Raw genomic sequence first — 25,775 nt, 5'->3', positions numbered from 1 at the left:
CCGATGTCCTGAGACACGCCATTCCTATGTCCTGGAACCACACACTGCCGGGGGCGCTGGTCAGAGGTGGTATTTAGCCGGACTGAATAAGGTCGATCGGCGTTTATTCGGCGTTGGCGGGAATCGATCCGTGTGCGGTCCGGTGACCACATCGTCGCCACGGGTTGGTCAACCCGATTGCCTGCCCTACGGCTGCGACCCGGGTTCCGGGTTACGCGTGGCCCAGTCCCGCCGGCCGGCGCGTTCGGCGAAAGCGTCGAGCGCGGCGAGCACTTCGGGCGAGCGCCACACTCTGTTGCGGGTTCCATTGGTTGTCTCGATGAGGATTCCCGCCTTGGTGAGCGGGTTGAGGTAGCGGTGAGCGTTGGTGGACTCCATGCCTAACTCCCGCGCCAGCAGGGCGGCGTTGACGACTGGACGGCGGGTCAACAGATCGGCGACCTTCCACACCGCGGAGTCGGACCGCGCGATGATCACGCCGTTCCAAGTTTCTCGGATCTCGCGAAGTTCGCTGATCAGTTGTCGCCCGTTGGCGATCGCCAAGACGGTGGCCTGTGAGAAGCGCTGGACGATCGACGTGGCGTCACCGTCGCGGTAGCTCGTCAGCGCGGCGAAGTACGCGTCGGTGTCGGCGAGTAGGCCGGCTGATACGGGCACCGTGACCTGACGCGTCAGGCCCTTGTTGCGCAGTAGGGCTTGCGCCAGAGCGCGGCCGGTGCGGCCGTTGCCGTCGATGAAGGGGTGAATGGTCTCGAATTGTGCGTGGGCCACTGCGATCTGAGGCAGCGCGGGCACATCGACCCGTTGCGTGTAAGCGATCAGATCGTCGATCGCCGCAGGAATCAACTCATGGCGAGGGCCGACAAACGTCGCGCCGATCGGGGTGGACCCACCTCCGATCCACACTGGCTCGCTGCGGAACTCGCCAGGCGTGTGGCGGGCATCGTTGACCATCAACGCGCGGTGCATCGCGCGGATCGCACCGGCGTCCACGGTCTCGGACAGGGCGACCGCTGCTTTCATCGCCGCAGTGTTGGCCACGACCAGGGCCGCATTCCGCTTAGCAAGCTTTCCACCGGGCAACTCAGCCTCGCCGATTTGGCGCGCGGAGGCGGTGAGGTTTTCGATCTGCGAACTAGCTGCGGATTCCGACCACAGCAACACGGACGCGAACGGTGCGATCTCACCGCCGAGTTCGGCGTCGAACCGCGCGATCTCGCGGCTAACTGACTCCGCTTCGGCCAGCACCGCCGGCGGCAGGTCCAAGACCAAACCGGCAATGTGGGCCGGCACAGCGGGGTGATAGATGCCGTACCTCGGCCGCACCCCACCCGTGTGCCGCCCGCCATGCGGCTCCCAGCGAACGTCGTCGGCGGTGATGGGGTGAAGTGAAGTCACCAGCCCAGATTAACTTCACTTATAGGAATAGATGAAGTCATGGCGCGAGGTTGCCTTCATTCCGATGTTGCGGGGCGCTCGAATTGTTTGGGAGATACCTGTAGGGGTATCGCTTCCAAGGCAACGTCTTATACCCCAATGGGTATCGCAGAATTGACGTGACGGGGTGGTGCGACTGCCATCCCCAGCACACCGGGAGAAATCGACGAATGGTTCTGCAGCAGCACACCCGTTGGCGCAGTTGCGGTTACGGATCCAGGACGTTCCTACCGACCAGCCCGTCGTGGGGCAATGCGCCGACGGTTTGCGTTCAGCGTGGCGGCTTCGCTGTTGCGCGCCAAAGGAATTGATCAGGTGTCAGATCTACTCGGCGAGTTCGACGCCTGGGCCGACGCTCATGCCAAGGTCTCGGACGCCGAACTCAGAAAGGAGTGCCAGCATGTGCTATCCGGTGACTTCCCAGATCTGCGACACGGCGACATGGGACGGCTGCGGCCAACACGTCGCCGATGTCATGGCCGCGGCGTCCACCTCGCAGGGACGCCAATACACCCCGACCCGACCGCCTGCGCGCAGTCTGACCGTGAAGTTCGATCGTGCGGAATCGGGTAGGTGACCCTATATGGCGCTAGGAATAGGCCTGGTGCTCGGTGCACTGATCGGCGTACTGCTGGGACTACTCGGAGGCGGGGGCTCCATCCTTGCGGTACCGGCGCTGGTGTTCGGCCTGAAACTCGGCATTCAACAAGCGATCCCCATCTCGCTTATCGTCGTCGCCGCAGCCTCCGCCGTCGCCGTCCTGCCCAAGATCCGCGCACGCCAGGTCCGCTGGCGAATGGCGGGCATCTTCGCCGCCGCCGGAATACCGGCGACCATCGCCGGCAGCGCTCTGGGCCGACACCTACCCCAATCAGCCCTGATCGTCGGCTTCGCCATCGTCATGGTGATTGCTGGTATCCGCATGCTCACCGACCAGGGCGCCAAAGGAACCGCGTGCGAGGTCCGATCAGGGCAGGTCAACTGGCGCCGCTGTACCCCGAGGTCCCTGGCCGCCGGACTCCTGGTCGGCCTGCTCACCGGCTTGTTCGGCGTCGGCGGCGGCTTCCTCATCGTCCCCGCGATGGTGGTGGTCCTTGGCGTGGAGATGTCCACGGCGGTCGGCACCTCGCTGCTGGTCATCATCGCCAACTCCGTCGCCGGCATCTTCTCCCACCTGCAGGCCATCAGCGTGGACTGGCTGCTCACCGGCGTATTCGTCGCCGCAGCGATGGCGGCATCCCTGATTGCCGGATATCTCGGCACCAGAACCGATACCGCCCGCCTGCAGCACTGGTTCGCGTACCTCGTCTTCGTCGTCGCCGCCTACGTAGTTGTGGACACGTTCTTCCTTACCTGAACATCCCAAGGAGCAAACGCATGAACGTCTCAATCATCGAAACCTCCAGCCTCGGTGACCGCAGCTATCTGATCACCCACGGCGACATTGCGGTGGTGATCGATCCGCAACGCGACATCGATCGCATACTCACCCTGACCGACGAACGCAACGCCCGTATCACCCATGTCTGCGAAACCCACCTGCACAACGATTACGTGACCGGAGGACTTGAGCTGTCCCGCAGCGTCGGCGCCGATTACGCCGTGCCCGCCGGCGACGACGTCGCCTATCCCCGCCACGCTGTCAGCGACGGCGACATCATCGACGCGGGCCCCATCCAACTCGAGGTACTCCGTACCCCCGGCCACACTCATCACCACCTCAGCTATGTGCTGCGTGACGACACCGGCACCATCCACGGGGTCTTCACCGGCGGATCCATGCTCTACGGCACCACCGGGCGCACCGACCTGATCAGTCCCGACGAGACCGAAGAGCTCTCTCACTCGCAGTACCACTCGGTCCGTAAGATCGCTGACCGCCTGCCCGCCGAGACCCCGATCTACCCCACCCACGGCTTCGGCAGCTTCTGTGCGGCCACACCCGCTTCGGGTGACGCTTCAACGATCGGCGAACAACGCAACACGAACCCCGCCCTCACCCAGGACGAACAGAGCTTCGTCGACGAACTGCTGGCCGGGCTGTCGGCATACCCCGCCTACTACGCCCACATGGGCGTCATCAACCGAGAAGGCCCCGCGCCGGTCAACTTGACACCTCCAACAACAATCGACCCCTCCGAACTTCGGCAACGAATCGACAACGGCGAATGGGTCGTCGACTTACGCAACCGCACCGCGTTCGCCGCAGGACACGTGCCGGGCACCCGCGGCTTCGAACTGTCCGGTTCGTTTGTCAGCTACTTCGGCTGGCTCTACGACTGGGGCGCCCCCATCACGCTGATCGGCGACTCCGCCGCACAGGTCGCCGACGCCACCCGCGAGTTGGTACGAATAGGTGTCGACCGACTGACCGGCGCGGCCACAGCGGGCATCGACCACTTGAGCAACGGCCGCCCACTCGGTTCCTATCCGGTCGCTGACTTCCCGGACCTCGTTCGAGAACTCGATTCCGGATCGCCGGCTGTCCTCGACGTGCGTCAGAGCAATGAATACGACGAAGAGCACATCCGCAGTGCCACCAACATTCCCCTTCACGAATTGCCGAATCGGCTGAATGACGTGCCCGCCGGTCGAATATGGGTGCACTGCGGGTCCGGCTACCGTGCCTCCGTCGCCGCGTCCCTGCTCGACCGCGTCGGCAGAGACGTCGTCTTGATCGACGACGCATTTACCAAGGCGGGCACGTTAGGGCTGACCATGCGGTAACGGCGTCGATAAGCCCGGGCAGGTTCAGGCGCAGTTCCGATCCGGCGGCTCGGACATAGCGGGCTTGCGCTGAAGAATGGCCCTGGCTCGACATCTCCGTACCTACGTAGTAAATACGTAGATATGGTTTCTCGGGCATCCACACTCAACTTCCTAGGCGCGGCAGCGGTGGGGTTGACGACCGTCGTCGTGATGGCAGTGCCGACCGACATCATCGACACACCCTGGTTCAGCCGGGAGGTGCCGGTGCGCTGGTGGGAGATCCCGGTGCTCGTGGCGATCGGCATACTTGTCGCGCTGTTCGTGGGGATCGGAGCGGCAGATCGCGGCGCGGCTCCCGCGGTCGGCGGAGCGACCTTGGCGACGTTCGCGATCGGTTGCCCTGTCTGCAACAAGCTGGTGTTGGCGGCGGTGGGCAGCACCGGGGCGCTCAACCTGTGGGCGCCGGTGCAGCCAGTCCTGGCGGCGGCGTCGGTGGCGCTGATGGCCGGGATGGTGGTGTGGCGCTGGCGGCGACGTCCGTGCGCCGCGGGCGCCTGCGTGGCAGACACCCAGTAGGACTCAAGCCCAGTAGGGACTCAATACGTGCAGAGCATCAGCGCCAGCGCGGGCGCGAGCCCGATGGCGGCAATGGCGCAGGCTGCAACCAGTTCGCCGAACCGTCCGCGCGAGGCGGCGGGCGGCTGGGCCAGCCGCCGCACCCGTTCCAACACAGCGGTTCCCGCCACGGCCAGCACCCCTTCGGGCAGTGGGCGTCCGGTGCTGAGCAGGAACAGGCTCTGCAGCAGTGGCTCCCGGCCGTGCCGCCGGGCGGCGGTGTCGTCGGCGCACATCTCCAGCAGCGCCGGCAGGTGGTGAGCGGCGGCCCGCATCAGCGGGAGCCTCGGTAGCGCCGCCGACAGCGCGGCCACAACCGCGATGATGTGGTGATGTCGGCCGCGCATGTGGGCCCGTTCGTGGGCGAGCACCGCGTCCAGACCAGCGGGGTCGAGCAGTCGCAGCGCCGCGGTGGTCACCACGATCGCGCGGCTGCCGCCGCCGGAAACGCAGTAAGCGGCGGGTTTGTCGGCGCCGATCACTACGACGCCGCGATCCTCCGTCCGGCGTCCGATGATCTGCACGGCGTCCGCATGGTCGCGGTTACGGCGGCGGGTGCGCAGCAACGACACGATGAGTCGGTGCCCGGTGTGCAGTGCAACCGCCGTGGTGGCGATCAGCAGCGCCACGACCAGGGCGGTGGCCACCGACGACGGCAGGTGTACGGCGTCGGTGAGGCCGAGCGTCTGCACGCAGAACGTAAGCGCCGACCGGGTGACCACGGCGTGGATCGCGCCGGCGACAAGGATCACCAGTGCGCCCGCCCAGGCGGCCAGAGCGGTACCGACCGCGACCAGCCAGCCGGCCACGACGAGCCGGGGGTGCCACGCGATCACGGCCGGACCGGCGAGCACTGCGGGGGTGAGCCAACTCAACGCAACCGCATAGAGGATCAGGAACGTCACCGCGTTCATGAACTCTCTCCCGGGGACAACCGCTGGACGGCTTCTCTGAGCCGACCCGATTCGTCGTCACTGAGTTGCTCTAGGAAGAAGTTGAGAATCAACTCGCTGTCGCCACCGGATTCGAACACGGTGCGCATCAGCTTGGCCGTGTGCTCCTCACGGCTCATCGTCGGCCGGTACTGATAGGCCAGCCCGACCTTGTCGCGCAGCAGCCAGCCCTTGCGGAACAGGTTGTCCATCGTCGACATGACCGTCGTGTACGCGATTTGGCGGGTATTGCTGATCTCGCCATGGACGTGGCGGACGGTCAGCGGTTCGGTGGCCGACCAGAGCACGTCCATCAGGACGGCTTCCAGGTCGCCGAACTGTCTCAGTGCCACGTGTCCCCAATCAGCCCTTGGTGCTCTGGCGGATCCGGCGTCCGTGGCCTCACCCGCCTACGTAGCACGATAGTAGACCGCCAGACGATCAACCCGGCGACGATCGCCAGCAACACTGCCGGATCGCTGGCGCCGGCCGCGGCTCGGCTCAGCCAAACTTGCAGGTCGTACTGCTGATCGACACCGAGTACACCGCGGAGGGAGGCGGTGCCATCGGTGGCCACGAACAGCGCACCGAGCAGGATCAGCACAGCGCCGGTCAGCAACGAGTTGCTGTGGGTGTGCAACGGGCCGAGCCGTACTGGCCTCCCCCGCAGCCAAGCCTTGCGGCCGAGATCGTATCGCTCCCACGCAACAGCAAGCCCGAAGAGCGGCGCCGCCATGCCGAGCGCATAGACCCCCATCAGCAGTCCCCCGTACAGCGGGTCGGCGCCCATCGCTGACATCGTCAGCACTCCGCCCAGCAGCGGGCCGGCGCAGAATCCGGCCAGTCCGTACACCGTGCCCAGCGCGACCACCGACGCCGTCGTCGATATCCTGATCCGCCCGGTGAGGCGGTGCGCGGCCGAGGAGCCGAATCCCTTGCCGAGCAGGGTGATCACGCCCAACCCGACGATGACGACGCCGCCGAGCACTGTGATCTCACTGCGGTAGCGGGTGAGGGCGTCGCCCACCGCACCGACGCCTGCCCCCAGCGGCACCAGCACCAGGCACAGCCCCGCCCAGAACGCGAGCGTCCGACGGATCAGCAACCCGAGTCGGTCGAAGGCGTACGCGAAGAATGACGGCAACAGTAGCGCCGAACACGGGCTCAACAGCGATGCGAGCCCACCCAGGAAGGCCCCCGCCAACCCGACGCCGGTCACGCGCGGTCCGCGGCCTCGGTGACCGCCGCGACGAACGTTTCGAGGGGCTGGGCACCTAGCATCGGGACTCCGTTGATGATGAACGCCGGGGTGCTGGGCACGCCGATGCTGCTGGCCTGTTCGACGTCGGCGTTGATCGCGGCGTTGAACTCGGTGCCGCGCATCTGGTTGGCGAAACGGTCAAGGTCGGGTACGCCGACCTGCCGCGCGTACCCGATCAGCACGTCGTCGGTGAGGTTGCTGTGGCCGCGGTCCGGCGCGTCGGCGAACACCGCGCGGTTGAACTCCCAGAACTTGCCCTGAGCGGCGGCGGCACGGCCGGCGCGGGCCGCCTGCATCGACTGGTCACCGAAGATCGGCAGGTCGCGCCACTCGATGCGAAGGGTGCCCGCGTCGACGAAGCGCTTCACCATCTCCGGCTCCGTGTCCCGGCTGAACTTCGCGCAGAACGGGCAGCGGTAGTCGGCGAACATCACCATCACGACCGGTGCGGCGGGGTCTCCGAGCGCCAGCGGATCGCCCGACACGCGCCGCTCCATCGACAACCCAGACGTCCCGCCGGTCGGCGTGGAACCCGAGGGTTCGACCATCTGGGCGACCGGCGCCGACGGCCCGGCAACGGCGGTGTCGTCGTCGTTCGACTTCATCACCAGCGCCAGGATCAGCGCCACCGCGACGACGGCGAGGCCGCCGATCACGACCATCTCTCTGCCCACATTGGTCCGACGGGAATCGGCCATGGGTCACCTCCGCTCCATATTTACGTATCTACGTCGTAGGTACGTAGGTATTAGTACCACGACTTCAACTCCGCGCGCCTCCCTGCAGCCATTCGTCCCACGGCACACTCCAGTCGCCGTTCAACCCCAGCGGCAACGGGTCCCCGCCGGTGTTGCGCACCTCGACGACGTCGCCCGGCCGCGCGAAGTCGTAGAACCAGCGCGCATTGTCGGCATTGAGGTTCAGACAACCGTGGGAGACGTCGGTGTTGCCCTGCGCCCAGACGGTGTCATCGAGCTGGTGGAGATAGATTCCGTTGGGGCTCAACCGAACTGCGTAGTCGACCGTCACCCGGTAGCCGCCGCTGTCCACCGGCAGCCCGTAGGTCGAGGAGTCCATGACGACCGACTTCGACTTGTCGAGCACCGTATAGACCCCGCGCTGGGTCCAGAACGCCAAGGTGGTGCCGCCGATCGTTCGTGTGCCACCCTTGCCCATCGAGGTCGGCATTGAGCGGACCAGCTCGCCGTTGTCGAACACCTGGATCTGCTTGGTGTTGTCATCGGCGATGGCGATGTGCGAGTCGCCGATGCGGAAGCTCACCGCATGGTCCGCGGCGCCGTAGACGCCGTTGCCAAGTGGGGCGCCGTAGATGTTTGCAGCGACAGAAACCGTGGTGCCCGGCGCGTAATACTGCCGTGGTCGCCAATGCGCAGTCCGGTCGTCGATCCAGTACCACGAGCCGTCGACAGGTGGGTCGGTGGCGACAGTGAGCGCACCCTCGGCGGCGGCGCGGTCGGGGATGGGCCGGTCGAAGGCCGCAACGACCACGATGCCGACACCGTAGGTGGCGTCCGTGCGCAGCTCGGCGCCGGAGGTCGACGTCAGCGTAACGCTCGCCTGCGACCGCGGTGCCAAGGTTGTGAATGTCGAGATTCCTTGCGCCGGAGGCCCTTCGACACCTCGGGTCTCCGCCTTCAGCGTGTAGGTGCGCCCGTACCCCAGTGGTACGGCGGGACGCCACGTCGTGCGGTCCGCTGACATCTGGCCGGGTACTGAGCGCCCTGCCTCGTTGACCAATGAGACGCTGCGCAGGCGACCGCCGGTCGCCGACACCTTCACCACCCCGGCGGGCTCGACATTTTGCGCCCCGGCCGCCGGGGTGATCACCACCCGCTCGGGCACCGGGGCCGCGCTCACCACCCCCGGGGGGCCGGGGGTGGTGACGGCGTCGGTTCCGCCCAAGATCAGGGCAGAAGCACTGATCAACGCGAGAAAGGCGGCGGCCGTCGCAGCGCGTGCGGCCGTGTCGCGTCGTAGCGGCATCACGGAACACCTCCTCGCTCAGGGGTCGGAGACTCCAACGGTACAGCTACGTACTTATCTACGCCGTAGCTACGTAGGATCGTGGATGAGGCGCAGCGTTGTCAGTGCGACGAGGTTCACTTGGATTCGGGGGTCGGTCGCGATCGGGCAACAGCACAGCGCCTGTACATGAGACACCGGATGCGCATCTCGGCCCATCACTTCTCGCTCGAGCTCGAGAAGTGAGGTCGAGCAGGACGCAGACGCGTCGTACCGTCGACACCATGACGACGGTCATTTCGGGCCCCCGCGTGAAGGTCGGCACGACTCACGGTGACGTCCGCGTGACGATCGGCGGGAAGCTCCTTCTGGTTGGCTACGTCGGAGGCACGCTCACTATCGCCCCAGGCGGTTATGCCGTGATTGTCGGCATGGTGGAACGGCTGGTTGTGGAGCAGGGCGGCACGGCCAAGCACCGCGGCTATTGCAGAGGCGATGCCATCAATGAGGGCGGTGCCCTTGCGGTCATGCGTGGCGCCGTTATCGACGGGACACTGCAAGGACACTCAGGCACTCGGGTGGATCCCGGCGCGAAGATCGGCGAAGGGCCGCCAGGCGGTCGAGGGCGTCAATAACCGCAAAGGGCAGTTACTTTCCCCCGCTTGTCACCTGCGCTGGATCAATCGTCAAGTGATTTCTGATGAATGAGTCCCTGTTCCTCTCCAAGCCTCTGTCGGACAGGGTGGGAACCGACGGCACATCCGCACCGGGACCGACCAACGCCGCACCCATGCCGGCGGACGCGACACCGAGCTGCAGCGACCGCCGCACAGGTAGGTCACACCCAACAACGCCTACCGAGGTGGCCATCGTCGGGCATGACCCGAGCAACCGCCCGCCGCATTCTGGCTAAGTCGGCAGACTGGCTATCGGTCAACACGAACTCAGGCGCCCCTTAAGATACAGCGTGCGGGAAACGTTTGATCTACGCTTGTTGGCAAACGTGCCAGCAAACTCAAACCCCGGGGGGTGTCTCCGTGACTGCGCTCGAAACAGATTTCGACCTGATGCAGTCGATCTACGACATCTCCGACGAGTTCTATGCCCTTTTCCTCGGCCCGACCATGGGCTACACCTGCGGGTACTACGAGCGCGACGGCATGACAACCGACGAGGCACAGATCGCCAAGTTCGACCTCGCGCTGTCCAAGCTGCGGCTGGAGCCCGGCATGACCCTGCTCGACGTGGGCTGCGGCTGGGGGGCCGGCATGCAGCGGGCCATCGAACGTTACGACGTCAACGTCATCGGGCTCACGCTCAGCAGGACACAACGTGACGCCGCGGAGGCCCGGCTGGCCCGCATCCCGACCCGACGCGCTTTCGACGTACGCCTCCAAGGCTGGGAGGACTTCGACGAGAAGGTCGACCGCATCATCTCCATCGGATCCATGGAGCATTACGGCCACCGGAAGTACGGCGCGTTTTTCGACAGGACGTACCACGCGCTGCCCGCCGACGGGGTGATGTTGCTGCACACCATCTGCGGCTTTCATCCGTATGAGATGCATCGTCGAGGGTTGCCGCTGACCTTCGAGATGTGCCGGTTCATCAAATTCATCGTCACCGAAATCTTCCCCGGCGGCCAGTTGCCGTCGGCCGCGCTGATCGAAGAACACGTGGCCAAGACCGGCTTCACCTTGACCCGCACCCATTCCCTACAGCCGCACTATGTTCTGACGCTCGAGAGTTGGGCGGCCAACTTGGCGGCCAACCGCGACAGGGCCATCGAGGTGCAGTCGCAGGAGGTGTACGACCGATTCATGAAGTACCTGACCGGCTGCGCCGACCTGTTCCGCAACGGCTCGATCGACATCAACCAGTTCACTCTCGAGAAGTAGGGCGTCCCGCACGGGACCTCTCGCCTTTCTCTTTCTTTCTGCTGATTCCGCCGCCACGGCGAGCGCGTGCAGCGCAAAATCATCGACACAGGCCCGATCCGCGACACGGACCGAGCGCTCAAGCAGCAAGGAGACGGCGGTATGGCTCGAAATGCCGGGGACACTTATCAATGTGCCGAGTGCGGTTCAACATTGCGATACGAGAAGGACTGCCCGTGCTGTTCGGACTCCGCCCACTCCGAAATCTGCTGTGACAAGCAGATGGAGAAGGTCTCGAACTAGTTCATCAACCGTCAGTTCCGAAATAGGCACGCATCTGCGGCTGTGACTGTTCGATGGGTTTCACCACGACCGACAGCCATCCGACGGTCAGCATCACGGCGGCCAAGTCGGCGACCACCAACAATGCCATCGGCGCATCCGGTCCGCCCGTACGCACCCACCACAGCGCGCCGATGCCGATGACCGCGGCCAGACCACAGGCATAGGCAGCGACGCAGCACTCCCGGAACCGCCGCACTTTCAAGGCGAACGCAGATGCGCCGGCCGCAACTGCCAGGGCCACGGCGCCAATCAGCGGAACCCGGTATGACCCGGGTGCACGCACCTCACCGATCACGTCGATGCACCACGCCGCAGTAGAGGCTAGGAGGAGGATCGTCAGCGCCGCGTACCCGGGCCAGCGGCGTCTCTCGATCCACACCTCATCCAGTACACGGCGTTCTATCCCCGCGAGAGCGTGTCGGATCGACTCTTGCCGAACATCTTTCACTCGATCCCCGTTCATCGCCCGCAGCGCCAGCAGTACCGACCTCCTAGTCGCAATTGACCGGCCGGTGGTTCCCGCGACCTCTCGGCGACGAATCTAGGCGGGGTTGAACAACCGTCGTTCGATGATCGGACTGTCTCGCAGCTGACGCAGCCCCTTGGCTGCCGCGAGCACGCCGAGGTCGGCGAGGGGTTCGATGATGACGACCGTCATGTATGCCGCGCCGAACGTCACGATGTCGCTGACGGTCTGGCCTGCAAAGCCTTCGCCATATAGTGCCCAGAACGCAACCCAGGAAACTATGCCCGCCTGGTACGTAGTCGAAAGAGCAAGAGCCTGGCGATATCTCAACTCCACGTACGGCGTCTCCCGCGCGATCACCTTGTGCGCGACGAACTGCAGCGCGAACAGTGGCACGAGCAACGTGGTGACATTCATCCCATATTGCGGAAGGTCGAAGGGCGCGAAGAAGACTCCCTGCAACAGCAAGCCGCCCGCCAAACCAAAGGCAGCAGGCGCGGCACCGAAGATCAGGAACAGCGTCGACCCCAAGATGAGGTGCACTTCGGAGATGCCGACCGGATAGTGCGGGAAGACCTGGAAAAACACGAACACCAGGCCCGTCGTCGCCACGATCCGGGACAGCAATGACGCCAGTCCCCGGTCCTTGACCACACTCGACGCGAGATAGAGCGCGTACGCACCCGCTCCCCCGGCAGTGACATAACTCAAGATGAGTTTAGGACCTTCGACAATTCCCGGTTCGATGTGCACGCCGGACCCGACCTCTCTCCTAAAGCGTTGGCTCGCAATAGAGTTAAACACGAATTCTCGAAATCGTCTTCGCTCGGCGCTGAGTCCCCATCGAACCGAAATCACGGGAACCAGGCATCCACCACATGCGACTAATGAAGGCGTCGTGTGCGTCAACTCACCGCTGTGGTTCTAGGGACCTAGCGCCGACTCATATCTCCGGCAGCTCAGCGAACCGCTTCTTGACGTCGTTGTACCACCCCATCGACTTGATGGGGTGGCGCCAGCGGCCCTTCATGTCCTCGCGCGCGAGCACGTGGGCGTCATCGCCACCGGAGACCACATCCTTGAGGTGCTGATCCTGTGCCTTGATGATGTCGTCGGCGGTGTCACCGCGGTGCTCGAGATCGCATGGGCCACCCAGGTCTTGGCAGGTCATGGTCTTCACGGGGCTAACTCCTCCTGTCGGTGTCACACCCGGCCGTCCGGGCGCGTCAAGATGTTGACGCACCCGACGACGAAAGTGTGACCGCCCATGGTGAGTGACGATCAGCTGCGCGACGGCTTCGAGGCCGAACGCCCGCGCCTACAGCGCATCGCAGCGCGGATTCTGAGCGACGCCGACGCGGCACAGGACGTTGTCCAACAGGCGTGGCTGCGGCTGCATGCCACCGACGAACCGATCGACAACCTCGCGGGCTGGCTCACCACCGTGACCTCTCGGCTGTGCCTCGACCGGCTCCGGGCCCGCACACCGGTGCCCACCGAGTCGATCGAGGTCGAGGAGACCGCGCCCGACCCCGCCGACGACGTGGTGCTGGCCGACACCGTCGGCATCGCGCTGCAAGTGGTGCTCGACCGGTTGACACCCGCCGAACGGGTGTCCTTCGTCCTGCACGACAGCTTCGGCGTGGACTTCGAGCTGATCGCGTCGATGCTCGACACCACCCCGGTCGCCGCACGCAAGCTGGCGTCCCGGGCGCGGGCCAAGGTGCGCCCGGCGTCGCCCGAGGATGCTCTCGCCGACTGGGAGGTCGTCGACGCGTTCATGACCGCCGCGCGCGACGGCGACTTCACCCGGCTGCTGCACCTCCTCGCACCCGACGTGACGGTCTCCGCCGACGCCGCCGCGGCCGCTCTCGGCACGCCGGCCCACATCGAAGGCCGCGACGAGGTGGCCACCTTCTTCAACGGCGCTGCCGCCGCAGCGTTTCCGGTCTTCGTCGACGACCGGCCCGGGTCGGCCTGGATTCACCGCGGCGAGGTCAAGGTCGCGTTCGACTTCACGATCAAGGACGGGCAGGTGCGCCGTCTCCAGTTCCGCGCCGAGCCCGACGTGCTGGCCGGGGTGCGACGGCGAGAGGGCGCCGCGACGCGGGGTTAAACCGCGGCCTGCTCCTCGGCGCCCGGCGGTTCCACCACCACGACGGTTCCGCCACCGACCCGCTTCGCGCGATACATCGCGTCGTCGGCGCGATGCAGAATGGAGTCGAGATCGACTACACCATCGACGTGCTCCCAGGTGACCCCGACGCTGAACCGAAGGAACTGCCCGTTGGGATCACGCAACGTCAGCGCCTGCACCCGCCGGACGAAACTGTCCAGGTCGTGCTCGTCCAAAAGGCTTGCCACGACCACGAATTCGTCGCCACCGATCCGTGCGGCGATATCGCGGGTCCGGATCAGCTTGGTCAGCTGCTCGGCCACCGCCCGCAGCGTGGCGTCACCGGTGCCGTGCCCGTGGTCGTCGTTGAGCCGTTTGAACCCGTCGAGGTCGATGACAACGACCGCGAGCACCGAACCGCGCGGACGCCGAGCCCACGTGGTCCCGGTCTCGGAGTAGAGACCCCGCCGGTTCAGCAGCCCGGTCAGAGAATCACGGTTCGCCGCATACGCCGTGGCGCTGATGCTGCGGCGAGTGCCCTCGATGACCATCGCCGCGATCGCCGGCATCACGACCACTGTCGTCAGCGCGGGCAGGAAGTACAGCGAGAGCTCGGCAGGCCGCGCCCCGTCGAACTGCACACCGACCCACGTGAAGGCCAGAATTGTCGCGGTCGCGAAACCGCAGTGCAGGAACAGCACCCGATAGCCCAGCAGCACGGCGGCGAAAACACCGATCAGGCACATGTAGACGGTGGCCGCCAGCCGCGCCTCGGGCGCGGCGAGCGTGGCACCGGACACCGCGAGCGCGACATCGCCCCACACCGCGAACGCGACGGCCAGCCGATACCCCGGCCACGGGCGGGCCAGCCACAGACCACCGATGAGCAAGGCTGACACCAGGAGAAACAGGTGAACGCCACGGGCCAGCAGGCCGTGCGGTCCCAGCGGCTGGATGGATTGAATCTGCTCCAGTGAGCTCAGCAGCCCCAGGCTGATACACGCCACCCCGATGAAGATGCGGATCGCGGTCAAATAGCCGGTCGCGCGGAGCACCGCGGTAGCGATGGCGAACTCGCGCTCACCCATGCGAAGGCCTTTGACGTAGTGGTCAGTATGTGGGGCGGATGCTATCGGTCACCACTGAAGGTGGCTATAGCCTTCTGGTCACACATCCCCGCCGGCGGCGGTGTAGGCCCGCCACCCGCCGAACTCCGTGATCTCCCGCTGCCCCTCGACCAGCGCGGGTTCCCCGATCACCCCGAGGACCGTCGAGCCGTCGTCCAGGTTCACCTTGCCGATCGACAGCCCCGGCGGCTCGTTGAGCAGGATCCCGGCCAGCCCCGCGGCGGGTACCTCCCACACCTCGACGGCCACGCCGACACCCGAGCCGTCGGTGACGCGAATCATCGCCGGGTGTTCATCGTTGATCGTCCACAGCCGGTACACCGGCTCAGTGGTGGCCTCCCGCAGGAACGTGGCTCCGGCGGCGGCCATGTTGGGCGAGAGTTTCAGCCCCCGCATCAGTGTTCCGTTGACCGCCAACAGCACTGCGTCACTTCCCTTCTACTCCACTGCGGGACCCGGTGCGTCGCCGACGATCCGGGTGCCCGATGTACCGGCCAGGATGGCCGGGATCTCCTCCGCGGCACCGATGACGCCGACCGAACCTGGCGTGGTGGCGACGAAATCGGCAACCGCTTCCACTTTGGGTTCCATCGACCCCTTGCCGAACTGGCCGGACGCGATGTAGTCGCGGGCCTGGCCCACGGTGATGGTGTCCAGCCAGGTCTCGGCGGGCGTGCCGAACCCGATCGCCACCCGCGCGACCCCGGTCGGGATCAGCAGCAGCTCGGCACCCAGCTCATGGGCCAGCAGCCCCGAGGCGATGTCCTTGTCGATGACGGCCTCCACGCCGACGACCGTGCCGTCGGCGTCGAGCGCCACCGGGATGCCTCCGCCGCCGACCGCGACGACAATGGCGCCGTCGTCGAGCAGCCGCCGGATCACGTCGGTTTCCAGGATGGTGGTCGGTCGCGGGGATGCCACCGTGCGCCGCCAGCCGCGGCCGGCGTCTTCGGCGATGGTCCAGCCCAGATTCTCCGCCAGCGCCCGGGCCCGATCCTCGGTCAGGAACGAGCCGACCGGTTTGGTGGGGTTGGTGAAGGCCGGGTCGTCGACGCTGACCACCGAGTGCGTGACGAGAGCCACCACCGGTCGCGACAAACCCCGGCGAGCTAGCTCGTTGCGCAGAGCTTTGACGAACATGTAGCCGATCGCGCCCTGGGTATCTGCCACGGCGTAATCCACCGGAACCGGATCCACCTCGTCCTGCGCGAGCTCCGAGCGTCGCAGAATGAATCCGACCTGCGGGCCGTTCCCGTGGGAGACAACGAGTTTCCAGCCTTGCTCCACCATGTCGATCAGCGGGCCGACGGTGCGGCTAACCGTGTCGTATTGCTGGGGAATGGAGTCGTGTTCGGCGTCGGTGACCAACGCGTTGCCGCCGAACGCGACGATCGCGGTGCTCACTCCTGCAGTCCCGACGCCAGCGCGGCCAGAGCACCGGTGAAGCAGTCCATCGGCGCGGTGGTGATGCCCGCGCCGATCTGCCCGACACCGGCGTGGCGGTGCGCGATCCCGGTGTTGATGATGGGCAGGACGCCCGAGTCGGCGACCAGACGGGCGTCGATTCCGGCCGGTGTTCCGCCGAAGTTCAACGGCGGCAGGGTGAATGCGGGGTTGGTGCCCAGCGTGATGGACAGCATCCGGCGGCTGTTGGCGGTCGCGTCGGCCGGGGTGCCACCGACGAACTGGACGATCGCCGGTGAGGCGGCCATCGCGAAGCCACCCAGCCCGTTGGTCTCGGTGATTGCCGAGTCGCCGAGGTCGGCGGCCGCGTCATCGACCGTGTACCCCGGGAAGTACAGTCCGTCAACGGGATTGGCGGGAGCCTGGAACCACTGATTTCCGGTGCCGGACAGCTTGATACCGAAGTTGACACCGTTGCGGGCCATCACGGTGACCATGCTGCTGCCCGGCACGCCGGCGGCGGCGTCCGACATCGACTTGGCCGCGGCCATCGAGATGTTGAGGAAGAAGTGATCGTTGCCTGCGACGAATTCCAATGCACGCCGCACCGCGTCGGAGGCGAGATCAGATCCCAGCAGTGCCAGTGTCAACCGTTTGAACAGCAGACCGGACGCGGCGGCGTTGCGGTTGTGCAGCTCGTCGCCCATGTGCAGGGCTTGTGCCATCAGTGGTTTGAGATCGGGATCGGCGAGCCCGCGCACCGCGACCTGCATGGTGGTGAAGAAGTCGCTGCCCAGCCACCGCAGCCGCTCGAGCACGTCGGGCGAGTTGGCGCCGAACCGCAGCACCTTGCCCAGGCCCTCGTTGAGGTTGCTGTAGGCGCGGTTCCCGCTAGCGGTGTTCTCCACCACCCACACCGGCATCGACGGGCTGATGATGCCGGCCATCGGTCCGACCGCACCGTGCTCGTGGCACGGATCGAGTGCCACTTCCCCACTGCCCGCCAGCTTTTCGGCGGCATCGAGGTCATCGGCCCAGCCTTCGTAGAGGATCGCCCCGGCGATGGCGCCGCGCTGCGGCCCGCACATGTCGGGCCAGTCGATCGGCGGCCCGGCATGCAGGATGCGGCGTTCACCAGGACCGAGCCCGGCCATCACCTCCCCGGCGCGAACCAGGTCGACCAGTCGCGGTTGCGCGCCCAGGTACCGCTCGAAGGCGACAGCGTTGGCGGCCTCGATTCGCGGGTCACCGATCAGGGTCGCCAGCGTCCAGCCCAATTTCGCGTCGGCGCCTGCCGGTGGCGCCCAGGTGACGGAGGTGGCCCGGCCGCCGGCCGCGGTGATGTTCGAGGCGAAACTCTGCAGTCCGACGTTGACGACGTTGAGATCCTGCTGGAGAAGCTCTTTCATCGATCGCCTCCCCGCGAGGTGACCAGTGTGGCGGACCACAGGGCCGCCTCCGCGTTGCTCGACGCGACCAGCACCCCGGCTGACTGCAGGGCGGCGACGGCCTTGGTGCGGTCCTGCGGGTCCAGTTCGGTGCCGCAGACGTAGCCGACGAAGGCGACCGTCCGGCCTTCGGCACGGGCCGCGGCAGCACCCGTCTCGATGATCGAAACCAGTTCCGCCGTCGGGTCATCGGCCGAGCCGTAGCCCAGCACCACGTCGAACAACACGACTGCCGTGGCGGGGTCGGCGATCTCGTCTCGGATGCGGGCGTCCTTCTGTGACGGGTCGATCATGGGATGTGGCTTCCCGCGGGTGAATTCATCGTCGCCCATGTCGAGGATGGTGTACCCCTGACTCATGCGGAGGTCGGCCAGCGCGGTGTTGCCCTCTATCGGGGTGTTCGACTGGGCGGTCACACCGTGGGCGCGGTGGATCAGCTGCGCTTCATAACAGAAGGTGCCGCCAGAGAAGATGCCCCGGACGTACCGCTGGCTCGGCGCCATCGCATCCGCGAGATCGCTCAGAGTTCGGCTCATCTCAGTTGAGATGGTGATCCCGGTGGCGGTCGGCTGCCCGCCACCGGCCAGTTCGACGGCCATGTCCGCGGCCTGCGCAAGCGACGCCGCGCCGTACACGCCGTCGCGGGTGATGGACGCGGGGTCGGCGCCGAGGAAGATGACGACGACCGGTTTGGCGCTGTCCTGCGCTGCGGCAAGCACTTTCGCGGCCACATTCGCCGATGGCGGTTTGGACACCAGCACGATCACCGTGGTGGCAGGGTCGGTGTCGAGGGCGGCCAAGCCGTGCAGCATGGAGATGCCGCCGATCGCCTCGGCCAGGTCGTGGCCACCGGTGCCGAGCGCGTGCGAGACCCCGGAACCGTTCTGATGAATCCGGACGGTCACTTCCTGGGTGCCGGTACCGGAAGCGCCGACCACCCCGATCGGGCCGCGCCGCACCACGTTGGCGAAACCCAGCGGGATGCCGTTGATGATCGCGGTGCCGCAGTCCGGGCCCATCACCATCAGGTCGTGGGCTTGGGCGTAGTCCTTGAGCGCCAACTCGGCGTCCGGGGTGACGTTGTCGCTGAACACCATGACGTCCATGCCCAGCCGGAGTGCCTTCATCGCCTCGGCCGCGGCGTAGTCGCCGGGCACCGAGATCAGCGCCAGGTTGAGCGCGGGATCGGTGGCGACGGCCATCTGGATGCTGGTGGTCGGTGCCGCCGACGCCTGTTCGCCGCTGTCGGGAGGCGACGCCGACAACAGCGTGTCGGCCACGGCGAGCGCCTCGTCGCAGGCTTCGTCGCTGCCCGACACCGCGACGATCAGATCGTTGGGCCGAACCTCGAATGCACCGAGGCCGGCTTGGGCGAGGTTGTCGACGTTGGTGGCCGACGCCATCACCACCGACGCGGCCGCGATGCCGGGTATCGATGTCACCCGCGCCGACACCGTCATCAAGGACACCGAGTCCTTGTACAGGTTGGGATAAGACCGCGAACTGATGGCCATGCGTCAGGATGTCGCCGCGATGAACTCGTCGGCGTCGGCCACCCACCCGAAGATGGCGCCCTGCGCCTTGATCATCTCGAGCGCCACCCGCTGGAACTCCGGAAAATACGACGCCACGCAGTCGCTGAGCACCAGGCATTCATAGCCGCGGTCGTTGGCTTCGCGAACCGTGGTGTGGACGCAGACCTCGGTGGTCACCCCGCAGACCACCAGCGTCTTGATGCCGCGGTCAGCCAGGATCTGGCCGAGGTCGGTGGCGTGGAAGCTGCCCTTGCCGGGTTTGTCGATCACCGGTTCGCCGTCGATGGGATACAGCTGCTCGATGATGTCGTGGCCCTGCTCGCCGCGAACCAGGATGCGGCCCATGGGGCCGGGTTCGCCGATGAACGTCTTGCCGCCGCGGTGCAGCTTGGCCGGCGGGCAGTCGGTCAGGTCGGGCCGGTGGCCCTCCCGGGTGTGGATGACCAGCATGCCGATCGTGCGAGCCTGAGCCAGCACCCGCTCGATCGGTTCGACCGCGGCCAGCAGCAGGGAGGTGTCGTTGCCCAGCGCCTCACCGAATCCGCCGGGCAGCACGAAGTCGCGCTGCATGTCGATAATCACCAGCGCGGTGCTCGCGACGTCGAGATCGAGAGGGAAGGGCTCGGCGTTGATCGTTGCCACCTGGGGTTCCCTTCTGACGGCCGGTCTGGCGGATTCATTGAAACGTAACCGGCAGCCGATCGCGCGGGTGAACATTTCCGCGGTGTAAACAATCTCCCCCGACGGACCACAAGTCGATCGCAAGTGTCTTACAAGTGCGACCGGCCATGGTCGTCGCATGAAAACACCACAGCCCGTCACCGTCACCCCCCGCCGGCCCCACGACCCCCAGCCCGACCTGATCGGCATCACGCTGGCGCACCGGGCGATGCTCACCGACGTCAGGCGCCTGGCCGCCGCGGTGACCGACATCGGCGAGGGCCGGCAGCGCTGCTCGACTCGCCGCGCCCAGGCGATCGCCCGCTACACCGACCTGCTCTGCGAATCCATCCACCACCACCACACCGTCGAGGACACCGTGCTGTGGCCGGTGATCGACGCCTGCGCGAAAGACATCGTCGACCTGACCGAGCTGACCGACGACCACGCCGCACTCGATCCGCGCCTCGAGATCATCGCGCATCGGGCCAACGCATTCCGGGTCGCCGGTGGCGATCGCCGCACCGCCGCGCTGCTGGGCGCCGAGCTGACCGATCTGCGCAACCTGCTCACCGAGCACATCGCCGAAGAGGAACGCGACATCTTCCCGGTGATCCGCCGTCACGTGTCGGTCGCCGACTGGCAGGTCGTGGAGAAGACCGCACAGCGGACGGGACGGCTGACCTTCGACGGGCCGCGCACGGTGGGGGCGGCCACCGACGATGAGCGGGCGGCAGTGGCCAAGCAAGTCAGCCCCGTTCTTCGTTTGCTGTTGGCTGTCTTGACCAGGCGGCACAAGAAATTCGAGAACGAGGTGTTCAGCGGCTGACCCGGTCGACCAGCCGGGCCGCCTCGGCCGCCAGCTGAGTCTTCAGCGCGGCGGCGGCGGCCCGGTACCGTCGCACGGCGTCGCCGTCGCCCAGCAATTCGGCGATGGCGGCCAGCGCGTCATCGACCGGGCCGGTCAACAGGCTGCCGTTGTCGAGTCCCGCCATCCGTCCCGAAAAAGGTTGCAGTTCTTCAGCACATCGGATCGCGGCGTCGGCGTCGCCGAGCGCGACGGCGGCGTGCGCCCGCAGCGTCGTCATGGCCAGCCAGTAGTAAGACCGCTCGACCGGCTGCTGGTTCGCCCAGATCTGCCGGGCCTCGGCCTCGCGGCCGGCGCTCATCAGCGCCAGGACCGCGCCGTCGGCAATCGAGGTCGAGACGTACATGTGCACGGCCAGCAGGTCGTCGGCCAGGGGCGCCAGTTCTCCGCGGGTCAGACCCGCGGTGAACCGGCCGACCAGGCCCATCTGCGCGCCGTTGGCGGTGCCCTGCTCGGCCAATCGGCGGGCGGCGGCGACGTAGCGACGCTCACCGTCGTCGATTCGGCCGGCCAGCACGCTCAGCTGAGCGGTGAACACCTCCAGCACCGTCAGCAGCGGCGCCAGCTGTCCGGTGCCGGCCCTGGCCACCGCAAGGTCGACATGGTCAAGGGCGGCCACCAGGTCGGAGCGACCGGCCGCGGCCAGGAATGCCAGCCAGTGCGCGACGGCCTGATAGTCGACTGCGGCGGATGCCTCTGCGACGGAGAGGAACTCGTCGGTCAGCCGCTCGCGTTCGTGGGCCAGATCCGGGCCCAGCGCGGCATAGGCGCGAGCATTGAGCGCCGCGCACAGCAGGCGGCCGTGCATCTGCGGATCTTGCTTGTAGAGTGCCCGCGCCAGCATGAGCGCCTCGGCGCTCGCGGCCAGCGCGGCGTCATGGTCGGCGCCCTCCAACTCGGCGAACAACGTGGTGAGCAGCCGCACCCGGACCGCCGACGGCAGCTCGCCGCGGAGCACTCGTTGCAGCGGGCCAACGATGTCGGCGTCGGCGTGGTCATCGATCCGCACCCGCCAGATCAGCGGCGCATCCCACGCCGTCAGCACCCGGGCCACGCGTTCGTCGGACCCATCAGCAAGCGGCAGAGCCTCTTTCAGGGCATCACGGGCGGCGACCACATCACCGACCCGAGCCGTTGCGGCCACCCATCCGCAGTAGGCCTCGATGGTTCGTTCGACGTCCGGCGGCCCGGCCTCGGCGCGGTTGGCCAGCTCCAGCATCCGGACCGCGGCCTGCCATTGCCGGGCCGCCTCGGCAGGGGCGCCAACCCGGTCTGCCTCGTGGCCTGCGGCCATCGCCAGTTCGGCGGCGGCGGCCGCGCTGGCCGGTGTCGCAGCCGCAACGGCGTGATAGGCCAGCGCTGCCGGATCCGTCGACCGGGCCAGCAGCAGGTCCAGCACGGCCGCGTGCAGACGGGACCGACGCAGCAGCGACGTGTCTTCGTACAGCGTGTCGCGCACCAATGCATGCGCGAACTTGACCTGGCCGGGGCCGGGCTCCTCCAGCAGACCGACCAGCACCGCAGGTTCGAGTGCCTCGAGTACGTCGTCGGCGTCGCGCTGCGCGAGTTCGGCGAGCAGATCGACGTCGATATCCCGGCCGAGCACGGCAGCCTGGCGCAGTGCGGTCACCGTCGCGCCGGGGAGGCGAACGAGTCTGCGCCGCAGCACATCCCCCACCCCGCTCGGTACCGCGACCCGCGCGGTATCGAGTCCCTCCGACATCATCAGACGCGCGAGTTCCCGCACGAAGAGCGGGTTGCCGCCGGTGCGGTCGTGCAGCAGCCGAGACTCGTTCTCGGTGAGATCGGTCAAGCCACAGTCGGCGGCGAGCGCAGTCGTCGCCTCTGCGCCCAAACCGCCGATGCTCAGGTGCGCGACTGTGCGGACTGCGAGCGCCGCGCGTGCCGCCGCCAATTCGGTTCCCGACTCCGACGGCCGGTACGTGGCCACGACCAGTACCGGTCGGTCCTGCAATTCGTGGATGACCAATCGCAGCAGTTCCAGGGTGAGGCCGTCCGTCCGGTGCAGATCGTCCAAAAGCACCGCGACCGGTTGGACGGTGGCGGAGCGCCCGATCACGTCCGCGACGGCATGCGCTGTCCAGAACGTACTTTGGTCGTCGACGGTGGCGTCGGCCTCGTGCAGCAGTGGCGCGAGGGCACGGATGTGACGTTGGTCGGCGGCGGCGAAGGAATCGCTGAAGTGCCGCAGCACCTCCGTCCACGCCCACCCCGGCGGCGCGCCGTCCACCTCAGGGCACCGCCCCGCGGCGACCGTCCAACCGGCGGCGCGCAACCGAGCTGCGGCGGCGCCGGTGACGGTGGTCTTTCCGGCGCCTGCCTCGCCACCGACCCACACCAGACGGCTGCCGCCGAGGCGGGCGTCGTGGGCGGCGGCGTCGATCGCCGCCAGCTCACGAGAACGACCATGGGGAGCTGACAGTTCGGCGATGTTCGGCACGTGAGCCGGCGCCTGCGGGAGCGGCAGAGCCGCCGGCTGATCATTGTCGTCGAGATGTGCAGCCTGGCTGAGGATGTCGCGTTCGAGATCGCGCAGCGCCCGTCCCGGTTCGAGTCCCAGTTCGTCGGCGAGATGATCGCGTGTGCTGCGCAACACCGCCAACGCGGCGGCCTGCCGGCCGGCCCGGTACAGCGCGGTAGCCAGGATGCCGGCCGCCCCCTCTCTGGTCGGGTGCTCGAGGACCACCCGTTCCAGGGCACCGACGACGGCGTTGTGGTACCCCAGCGCCAGCTGGGATGACGCCCGCAATTCGATTGCAGCGAGCCGCAATTCCGCGAGGCGGGCGATCTCCGCGATGGCCCAGGCAGCGTCGGACACCTCGGCGTAGGGTTCACCGGCCCAGTGCTCGAGGGCGTCGTCAAGGAGGTTAACGCGCCGCGCCGGGTCGGGTTCGGACTCCGCCGTCCGCACCTGCTCGTCGAACCACCACGCGTCGACGGAATCAGCGGGCAGCGCCAGCCGGTAGCCCGGCGCGGCGCTGACGATGACCGTTGCGGGCGCGCGCCGCTCGCGACCGGGTTCGAGCACCCGCCGCAGATGCGAGACGTAAGCCTGAAGGGCGGACAGCGCTTTCGGCGGGGGCTCGCCGTGCCACAGATCCTCGATAAGGCGGTCGACCGACACCACCTGCCCCTTGGCCAGCGCCAGTCGCGCCAGCAGGGAACGCTGCCGCGGTCCGCCCACGTCAACCGGCGCCGAACCGTGCCAGGCCCGGACGGGTCCCAAGACGGCTACCCGGACAGGGTGCTGATGCGGTGCCGCCATGATGGTCAAACCCTAACTGCTAGCCTCCCGATGATGGAGACTCGGAATGTCTGACCTGGTTCTTTACGAAGTCCGCGAGCGCGTCGCGCTGATCACCGTCAACGATCCCGACCGGCGTAACGCCGTCACCGACGCGATGTCCCAACAGTTGCGGGAGGCCGTCGAGGCCGCCGAGGCCGAGGCTCATGCCGTGGTGGTCACCGGCGCGGGTAAGGCCTTCTGCGCGGGCGCGGACCTGTCCGCCCTCGGCGCGGCTGCCAAGGAAGGGCTCGAGCGCATCTACGCCGGCTTCATGGCCGTCGGCCGGTGCACGCTGCCGACCATCGCGGCGGTCAACGGCGCGGCCGTGGGCGCCGGACTGAACCTGGCACTGGCTGCCGACGTCCGCATCGCGGGGCCGCACGCAGTGTTCGATCCGCGGTTCCAGAAGCTCGGCATCCACCCCGGCGGCGGCGCGACCTGGATGCTGCAGCGCGCGGTCGGCCCGCAGGTCGCCCGAGCGGCGCTGCTGTTCGGTATGCGCTTCGACGCCGAGGCCGCGGTGCGGCATGGTCTTGCGCTGACCGTCGCCGAGGATCCCGTCGCGGCTGCACTCGAGCTGGCCGCTGGGCCCGCGGCCGCACCGCGGGAGGTCGTGTTGTCCACGAAGGCGTCCATGCGCGCAACAGCCATCCCCGGCTTCCTCGACACCGACCACCACGAGGCGGCCAAGGACATCGAGCTGGGCCCGCAGGCCACCTCCATCGAGTCGCCGGAGTTCAAGGCCAGGCTGGCCGCCGCGCAGCGGCGCTGAGCTGCCCTGTTGCGATAGGCAGGCAATTGCCTGCATAATTCGACCGTGGACGCGGACGCGGTCTTCAAGGCGTTGGCCGACCCCGGCAGGCGACGGCTGCTCGACATGCTTCATGAGCGTGCCGGGCTGACACTCGGCGAGCTCTGCGAGGGGCTCGACATGCGCAGGCAGTCGGTCAGCCAGCACCTCGAGGTTCTCGAGAGTGCCAACCTCGTGACGTCGGTGCGCGACGGCCGCCGCAAGCTCCACTACCTGAATGCGGTACCGATCCACCAACTCCAGACCCGCTGGATCTGGAAGTTCGAAGAGCCTCGGCTGGCGGCCCTGGCCACGATCAAGCAGTACGCGGAGGAGAGCGCAATGTCAGACACCATCCCCGATTACGTCTACACCACCTACATCCACGCCAGCGCGGAACAGGTGTGGCATGCCCTCACCGACGCCGAGCTCACCGCGAAGTTCTGGGGTCATGCGCAAGTATCGGAGTGGCAGGTCGGCGGCCGCGTCGAGCATGTCCGCTCCGACGGGTCCGGCATCGTCGACGTCGCCGGCACCGTGATAGAGGTCGATCGGCCGCGCCGACTGGTCTTCGGATTCGGCGAGCCCAGCGATGATCCGACCGTCGAGGAAAGCATCGTGACGTTCGAGATCGAGCCCTTCCGGGATATCGTCAAATTGACTGTGACTCATACGAATTTCCAGTCTCCCGCGGAGCGCGAGTCGGTCGGGCTGGGCTGGCCGACAGTGTTCGCCAATCTCAAAACGCTGCTGGAGACCGGCGACGTGTTGCCCACCGCGCCGTGGGAGTTTCACGCCCACGTCTGACGTCGAGCGTGCGAGTTGTCGTTGGTGAACGGTCGGCGGATTCAAGGGGCTAGTGCAACAGCGGGTGGGTCGGACGGTTTGGACAGTA

26 protein-coding genes are annotated in these 25,775 nt (G+C 67.0%); 10 read left to right on the top strand and 16 right to left on the bottom strand.

What is annotated here, in order from left to right; genetic code table 11:
- Positions 1-186 precede the first annotated feature (186 nt).
- Positions 187-1,398 (bottom strand): Fic family protein, encoded by a 1,212-nt coding sequence (locus tag CRM90_RS27025; protein ID WP_102809966.1) that lies wholly within the window; start codon positions 1,396-1,398, stop codon positions 187-189.
- 397 nt (positions 1,399-1,795) lie between these two features.
- Between CRM90_RS27025 and CRM90_RS31600 the strand changes: the two genes are divergently transcribed.
- From CRM90_RS31600 to CRM90_RS27010, 4 genes are all read left to right on the top strand, one after another.
- The gene (locus tag CRM90_RS31600) at positions 1,796-2,014 is read left to right on the top strand and encodes a DUF8730 family Cys-rich protein (protein WP_502693329.1); all 219 of its coding nucleotides are present in this window, start codon (positions 1,796-1,798) and stop codon (positions 2,012-2,014) included.
- A 6-nt stretch (positions 2,015-2,020) separates the two neighbouring features.
- Positions 2,021-2,794, top strand: coding sequence for a sulfite exporter TauE/SafE family protein (locus tag CRM90_RS27020; protein ID WP_102809965.1), 774 nt, complete (start codon positions 2,021-2,023; stop codon positions 2,792-2,794).
- Positions 2,795-2,814: 20 nt separating this feature from the next.
- Complete coding sequence (locus CRM90_RS27015; protein WP_102809964.1) at positions 2,815-4,164, top strand: MBL fold metallo-hydrolase; 1,350 nt, start codon at positions 2,815-2,817, stop codon at positions 4,162-4,164.
- Positions 4,165-4,287: 123 nt separating this feature from the next.
- Entirely contained in the window at positions 4,288-4,722 is a 435-nt protein-coding gene (locus CRM90_RS27010) for a hypothetical protein (protein ID WP_102809963.1), read from the top strand.
- Positions 4,723-4,742: 20 nt separating this feature from the next.
- Here CRM90_RS27010 and CRM90_RS27005 read toward each other — a convergent pair whose 3' ends face one another.
- From CRM90_RS27005 to CRM90_RS26985, 5 genes are all read right to left on the bottom strand, one after another.
- The gene (locus CRM90_RS27005) at positions 4,743-5,675 is read right to left on the bottom strand and encodes a M56 family metallopeptidase (protein ID WP_102809962.1); all 933 of its coding nucleotides are present in this window, start codon (positions 5,673-5,675) and stop codon (positions 4,743-4,745) included.
- A complete protein-coding gene (locus tag CRM90_RS27000) occupies positions 5,672-6,046 on the bottom strand; it encodes a BlaI/MecI/CopY family transcriptional regulator (protein WP_102809961.1) in 375 nt (124 codons plus the stop codon). The genes CRM90_RS27005 and CRM90_RS27000 overlap by 4 nt, the downstream gene beginning before the upstream one ends.
- A complete protein-coding gene (locus CRM90_RS26995; protein ID WP_102809960.1) occupies positions 6,037-6,912 on the bottom strand; it encodes a cytochrome c biogenesis CcdA family protein in 876 nt (291 codons plus the stop codon). The genes CRM90_RS27000 and CRM90_RS26995 overlap by 10 nt, the downstream gene beginning before the upstream one ends.
- Entirely contained in the window at positions 6,909-7,652 is a 744-nt protein-coding gene (locus tag CRM90_RS26990; protein ID WP_102809959.1) for a DsbA family protein, read from the bottom strand. The genes CRM90_RS26995 and CRM90_RS26990 overlap by 4 nt, the downstream gene beginning before the upstream one ends.
- A gap of 64 nt (positions 7,653-7,716) precedes the next feature.
- A complete protein-coding gene (locus CRM90_RS26985; protein WP_102809958.1) occupies positions 7,717-8,958 on the bottom strand; it encodes a L,D-transpeptidase in 1,242 nt (413 codons plus the stop codon).
- A 263-nt stretch (positions 8,959-9,221) separates the two neighbouring features.
- Here CRM90_RS26985 and CRM90_RS26980 point away from each other — a divergent pair, with 263 nt between their 5' ends.
- Together CRM90_RS26980 and CRM90_RS26975 are read left to right on the top strand one after the other, a co-directional pair.
- Positions 9,222-9,572, top strand: coding sequence for a hypothetical protein (locus CRM90_RS26980; RefSeq protein WP_233209532.1), 351 nt, complete (start codon positions 9,222-9,224; stop codon positions 9,570-9,572).
- Between the two features lie 402 nt (positions 9,573-9,974).
- Entirely contained in the window at positions 9,975-10,835 is an 861-nt protein-coding gene (locus tag CRM90_RS26975; protein WP_102809957.1) for a cyclopropane mycolic acid synthase family methyltransferase, read from the top strand.
- A gap of 286 nt (positions 10,836-11,121) precedes the next feature.
- Here the strand turns inward: CRM90_RS26975 and CRM90_RS26965 are convergent, their stop codons facing one another.
- The 3 genes from CRM90_RS26965 to CRM90_RS26955 form a co-directional block, all read right to left on the bottom strand.
- On the bottom strand, positions 11,122-11,538 hold the full coding sequence (locus CRM90_RS26965) for a hypothetical protein (RefSeq protein WP_142391467.1): 417 nt from the start codon (positions 11,536-11,538) through the stop codon (positions 11,122-11,124).
- Positions 11,539-11,700: 162 nt separating this feature from the next.
- Positions 11,701-12,378: an energy-coupling factor ABC transporter permease gene (locus CRM90_RS26960; protein WP_102809954.1), complete on the bottom strand. Its 678-nt coding sequence runs from the start codon at positions 12,376-12,378 to the stop codon at positions 11,701-11,703.
- 190 nt (positions 12,379-12,568) lie between these two features.
- Complete coding sequence (locus CRM90_RS26955) at positions 12,569-12,796, bottom strand: hypothetical protein (RefSeq protein ID WP_233209534.1); 228 nt, start codon at positions 12,794-12,796, stop codon at positions 12,569-12,571.
- 96 nt (positions 12,797-12,892) lie between these two features.
- Between CRM90_RS26955 and CRM90_RS26950 the strand changes: the two genes are divergently transcribed.
- Positions 12,893-13,741, top strand: coding sequence for a sigma-70 family RNA polymerase sigma factor (locus CRM90_RS26950; protein WP_102809952.1), 849 nt, complete (start codon positions 12,893-12,895; stop codon positions 13,739-13,741).
- On the opposite strand, the gene CRM90_RS26945 is transcribed toward CRM90_RS26950, so the two are convergent.
- The 6 genes from CRM90_RS26945 to CRM90_RS26920 all read right to left on the bottom strand — a co-directional run bounded on the left by CRM90_RS26945 (position 13,738) and on the right by CRM90_RS26920 (position 19,897).
- Positions 13,738-14,829, bottom strand: coding sequence for a GGDEF domain-containing protein (locus tag CRM90_RS26945; RefSeq protein ID WP_102809951.1), 1,092 nt, complete (start codon positions 14,827-14,829; stop codon positions 13,738-13,740). The two genes, CRM90_RS26950 and CRM90_RS26945, sit on opposite strands and share 4 nt — an antisense overlap.
- 78 nt (positions 14,830-14,907) lie before the next feature.
- A complete protein-coding gene (locus tag CRM90_RS26940; protein ID WP_199190073.1) occupies positions 14,908-15,291 on the bottom strand; it encodes an allophanate hydrolase-related protein in 384 nt (127 codons plus the stop codon).
- A gap of 15 nt (positions 15,292-15,306) precedes the next feature.
- Positions 15,307-16,272 carry a carbamate kinase gene (locus tag CRM90_RS26935; protein ID WP_102809950.1) on the bottom strand — a complete coding sequence of 322 codons (966 nt, stop codon included), beginning with the start codon at positions 16,270-16,272 and terminating at the stop codon, positions 15,307-15,309.
- Positions 16,269-17,681 (bottom strand): YlbE family protein, encoded by a 1,413-nt coding sequence (locus CRM90_RS26930; RefSeq protein ID WP_102809949.1) that lies wholly within the window; start codon positions 17,679-17,681, stop codon positions 16,269-16,271. The genes CRM90_RS26935 and CRM90_RS26930 overlap by 4 nt, the downstream gene beginning before the upstream one ends.
- The gene (fdrA, locus tag CRM90_RS26925; protein WP_102809948.1) at positions 17,678-19,234 is read right to left on the bottom strand and encodes an acyl-CoA synthetase FdrA; all 1,557 of its coding nucleotides are present in this window, start codon (positions 19,232-19,234) and stop codon (positions 17,678-17,680) included. Before fdrA ends, CRM90_RS26930 begins: the two co-directional genes overlap by 4 nt.
- Before the next feature lie 3 nt (positions 19,235-19,237).
- Complete coding sequence (locus CRM90_RS26920) at positions 19,238-19,897, bottom strand: cysteine hydrolase family protein (RefSeq protein ID WP_102809967.1); 660 nt, start codon at positions 19,895-19,897, stop codon at positions 19,238-19,240.
- 157 nt (positions 19,898-20,054) lie between these two features.
- Between CRM90_RS26920 and CRM90_RS26915 the strand changes: the two genes are divergently transcribed.
- Complete coding sequence (locus CRM90_RS26915; protein ID WP_102809947.1) at positions 20,055-20,744, top strand: hemerythrin domain-containing protein; 690 nt, start codon at positions 20,055-20,057, stop codon at positions 20,742-20,744.
- Here CRM90_RS26915 and CRM90_RS26910 read toward each other — a convergent pair.
- Positions 20,734-24,069 carry an ATP-binding protein gene (locus CRM90_RS26910; RefSeq protein WP_102809946.1) on the bottom strand — a complete coding sequence of 1,112 codons (3,336 nt, stop codon included), beginning with the start codon at positions 24,067-24,069 and terminating at the stop codon, positions 20,734-20,736. The genes CRM90_RS26915 and CRM90_RS26910 overlap by 11 nt on opposite strands.
- A gap of 46 nt (positions 24,070-24,115) precedes the next feature.
- Between CRM90_RS26910 and CRM90_RS26905 the strand changes: the two genes are divergently transcribed.
- Both CRM90_RS26905 and CRM90_RS26900 read left to right on the top strand, forming a co-directional pair.
- Positions 24,116-24,862: an enoyl-CoA hydratase gene (locus CRM90_RS26905; RefSeq protein WP_102809945.1), complete on the top strand. Its 747-nt coding sequence runs from the start codon at positions 24,116-24,118 to the stop codon at positions 24,860-24,862.
- A gap of 45 nt (positions 24,863-24,907) precedes the next feature.
- A complete protein-coding gene (locus CRM90_RS26900) occupies positions 24,908-25,687 on the top strand; it encodes an ArsR/SmtB family transcription factor (RefSeq protein WP_102809944.1) in 780 nt (259 codons plus the stop codon).
- Positions 25,688-25,775: the final 88 nt, after the last annotated feature.

It is taken from the genome of Mycobacterium sp. ENV421 (assembly GCF_002887815.1).
Taxonomy (GTDB): domain Bacteria; phylum Actinomycetota; class Actinomycetes; order Mycobacteriales; family Mycobacteriaceae; genus Mycobacterium.
The sequence above is the reverse complement of the archived record's forward strand: the minus strand, read 5'-3'. Positions and strand labels throughout refer to the sequence as shown.

Bases quoted from the DNA above. Each gene is read 5' to 3' on its own strand.
- CRM90_RS31600 (WP_502693329.1), top strand. From the start codon at position 1,796: ATGCCAAGGTCTCGGACGCCGAACTCAGAAAGGAGTGCCAGCATGTGC.
- CRM90_RS27020 (WP_102809965.1), top strand. From the start codon at position 2,021: ATGGCGCTAGGAATAGGCCTGGTGCTCGGTGCACTGATCGGCGTACTG.
- CRM90_RS27015 (WP_102809964.1), top strand. From the start codon at position 2,815: ATGAACGTCTCAATCATCGAAACCTCCAGCCTCGGTGACCGCAGCTAT.
- CRM90_RS27010 (WP_102809963.1), top strand. From the start codon at position 4,288: ATGGTTTCTCGGGCATCCACACTCAACTTCCTAGGCGCGGCAGCGGTG.
- CRM90_RS27005 (WP_102809962.1), bottom strand. From the start codon at position 5,675: ATGAACGCGGTGACGTTCCTGATCCTCTATGCGGTTGCGTTGAGTTGG.
- CRM90_RS26990 (WP_102809959.1), bottom strand. From the start codon at position 7,652: ATGGCCGATTCCCGTCGGACCAATGTGGGCAGAGAGATGGTCGTGATC.
- CRM90_RS26985 (WP_102809958.1), bottom strand. From the start codon at position 8,958: ATGCCGCTACGACGCGACACGGCCGCACGCGCTGCGACGGCCGCCGCC.
- CRM90_RS26980 (WP_233209532.1), top strand. From the start codon at position 9,222: ATGACGACGGTCATTTCGGGCCCCCGCGTGAAGGTCGGCACGACTCAC.
- CRM90_RS26955 (WP_233209534.1), bottom strand. From the start codon at position 12,796: ATGACCTGCCAAGACCTGGGTGGCCCATGCGATCTCGAGCACCGCGGT.
- CRM90_RS26950 (WP_102809952.1), top strand. From the start codon at position 12,893: ATGGTGAGTGACGATCAGCTGCGCGACGGCTTCGAGGCCGAACGCCCG.
- CRM90_RS26945 (WP_102809951.1), bottom strand. From the start codon at position 14,829: ATGGGTGAGCGCGAGTTCGCCATCGCTACCGCGGTGCTCCGCGCGACC.
- CRM90_RS26930 (WP_102809949.1), bottom strand. From the start codon at position 17,681: ATGAAAGAGCTTCTCCAGCAGGATCTCAACGTCGTCAACGTCGGACTG.
- fdrA (WP_102809948.1), bottom strand. From the start codon at position 19,234: ATGGCCATCAGTTCGCGGTCTTATCCCAACCTGTACAAGGACTCGGTG.
- CRM90_RS26915 (WP_102809947.1), top strand. From the start codon at position 20,055: ATGAAAACACCACAGCCCGTCACCGTCACCCCCCGCCGGCCCCACGAC.
- CRM90_RS26910 (WP_102809946.1), bottom strand. From the start codon at position 24,069: ATGGCGGCACCGCATCAGCACCCTGTCCGGGTAGCCGTCTTGGGACCC.
- CRM90_RS26905 (WP_102809945.1), top strand. From the start codon at position 24,116: ATGTCTGACCTGGTTCTTTACGAAGTCCGCGAGCGCGTCGCGCTGATC.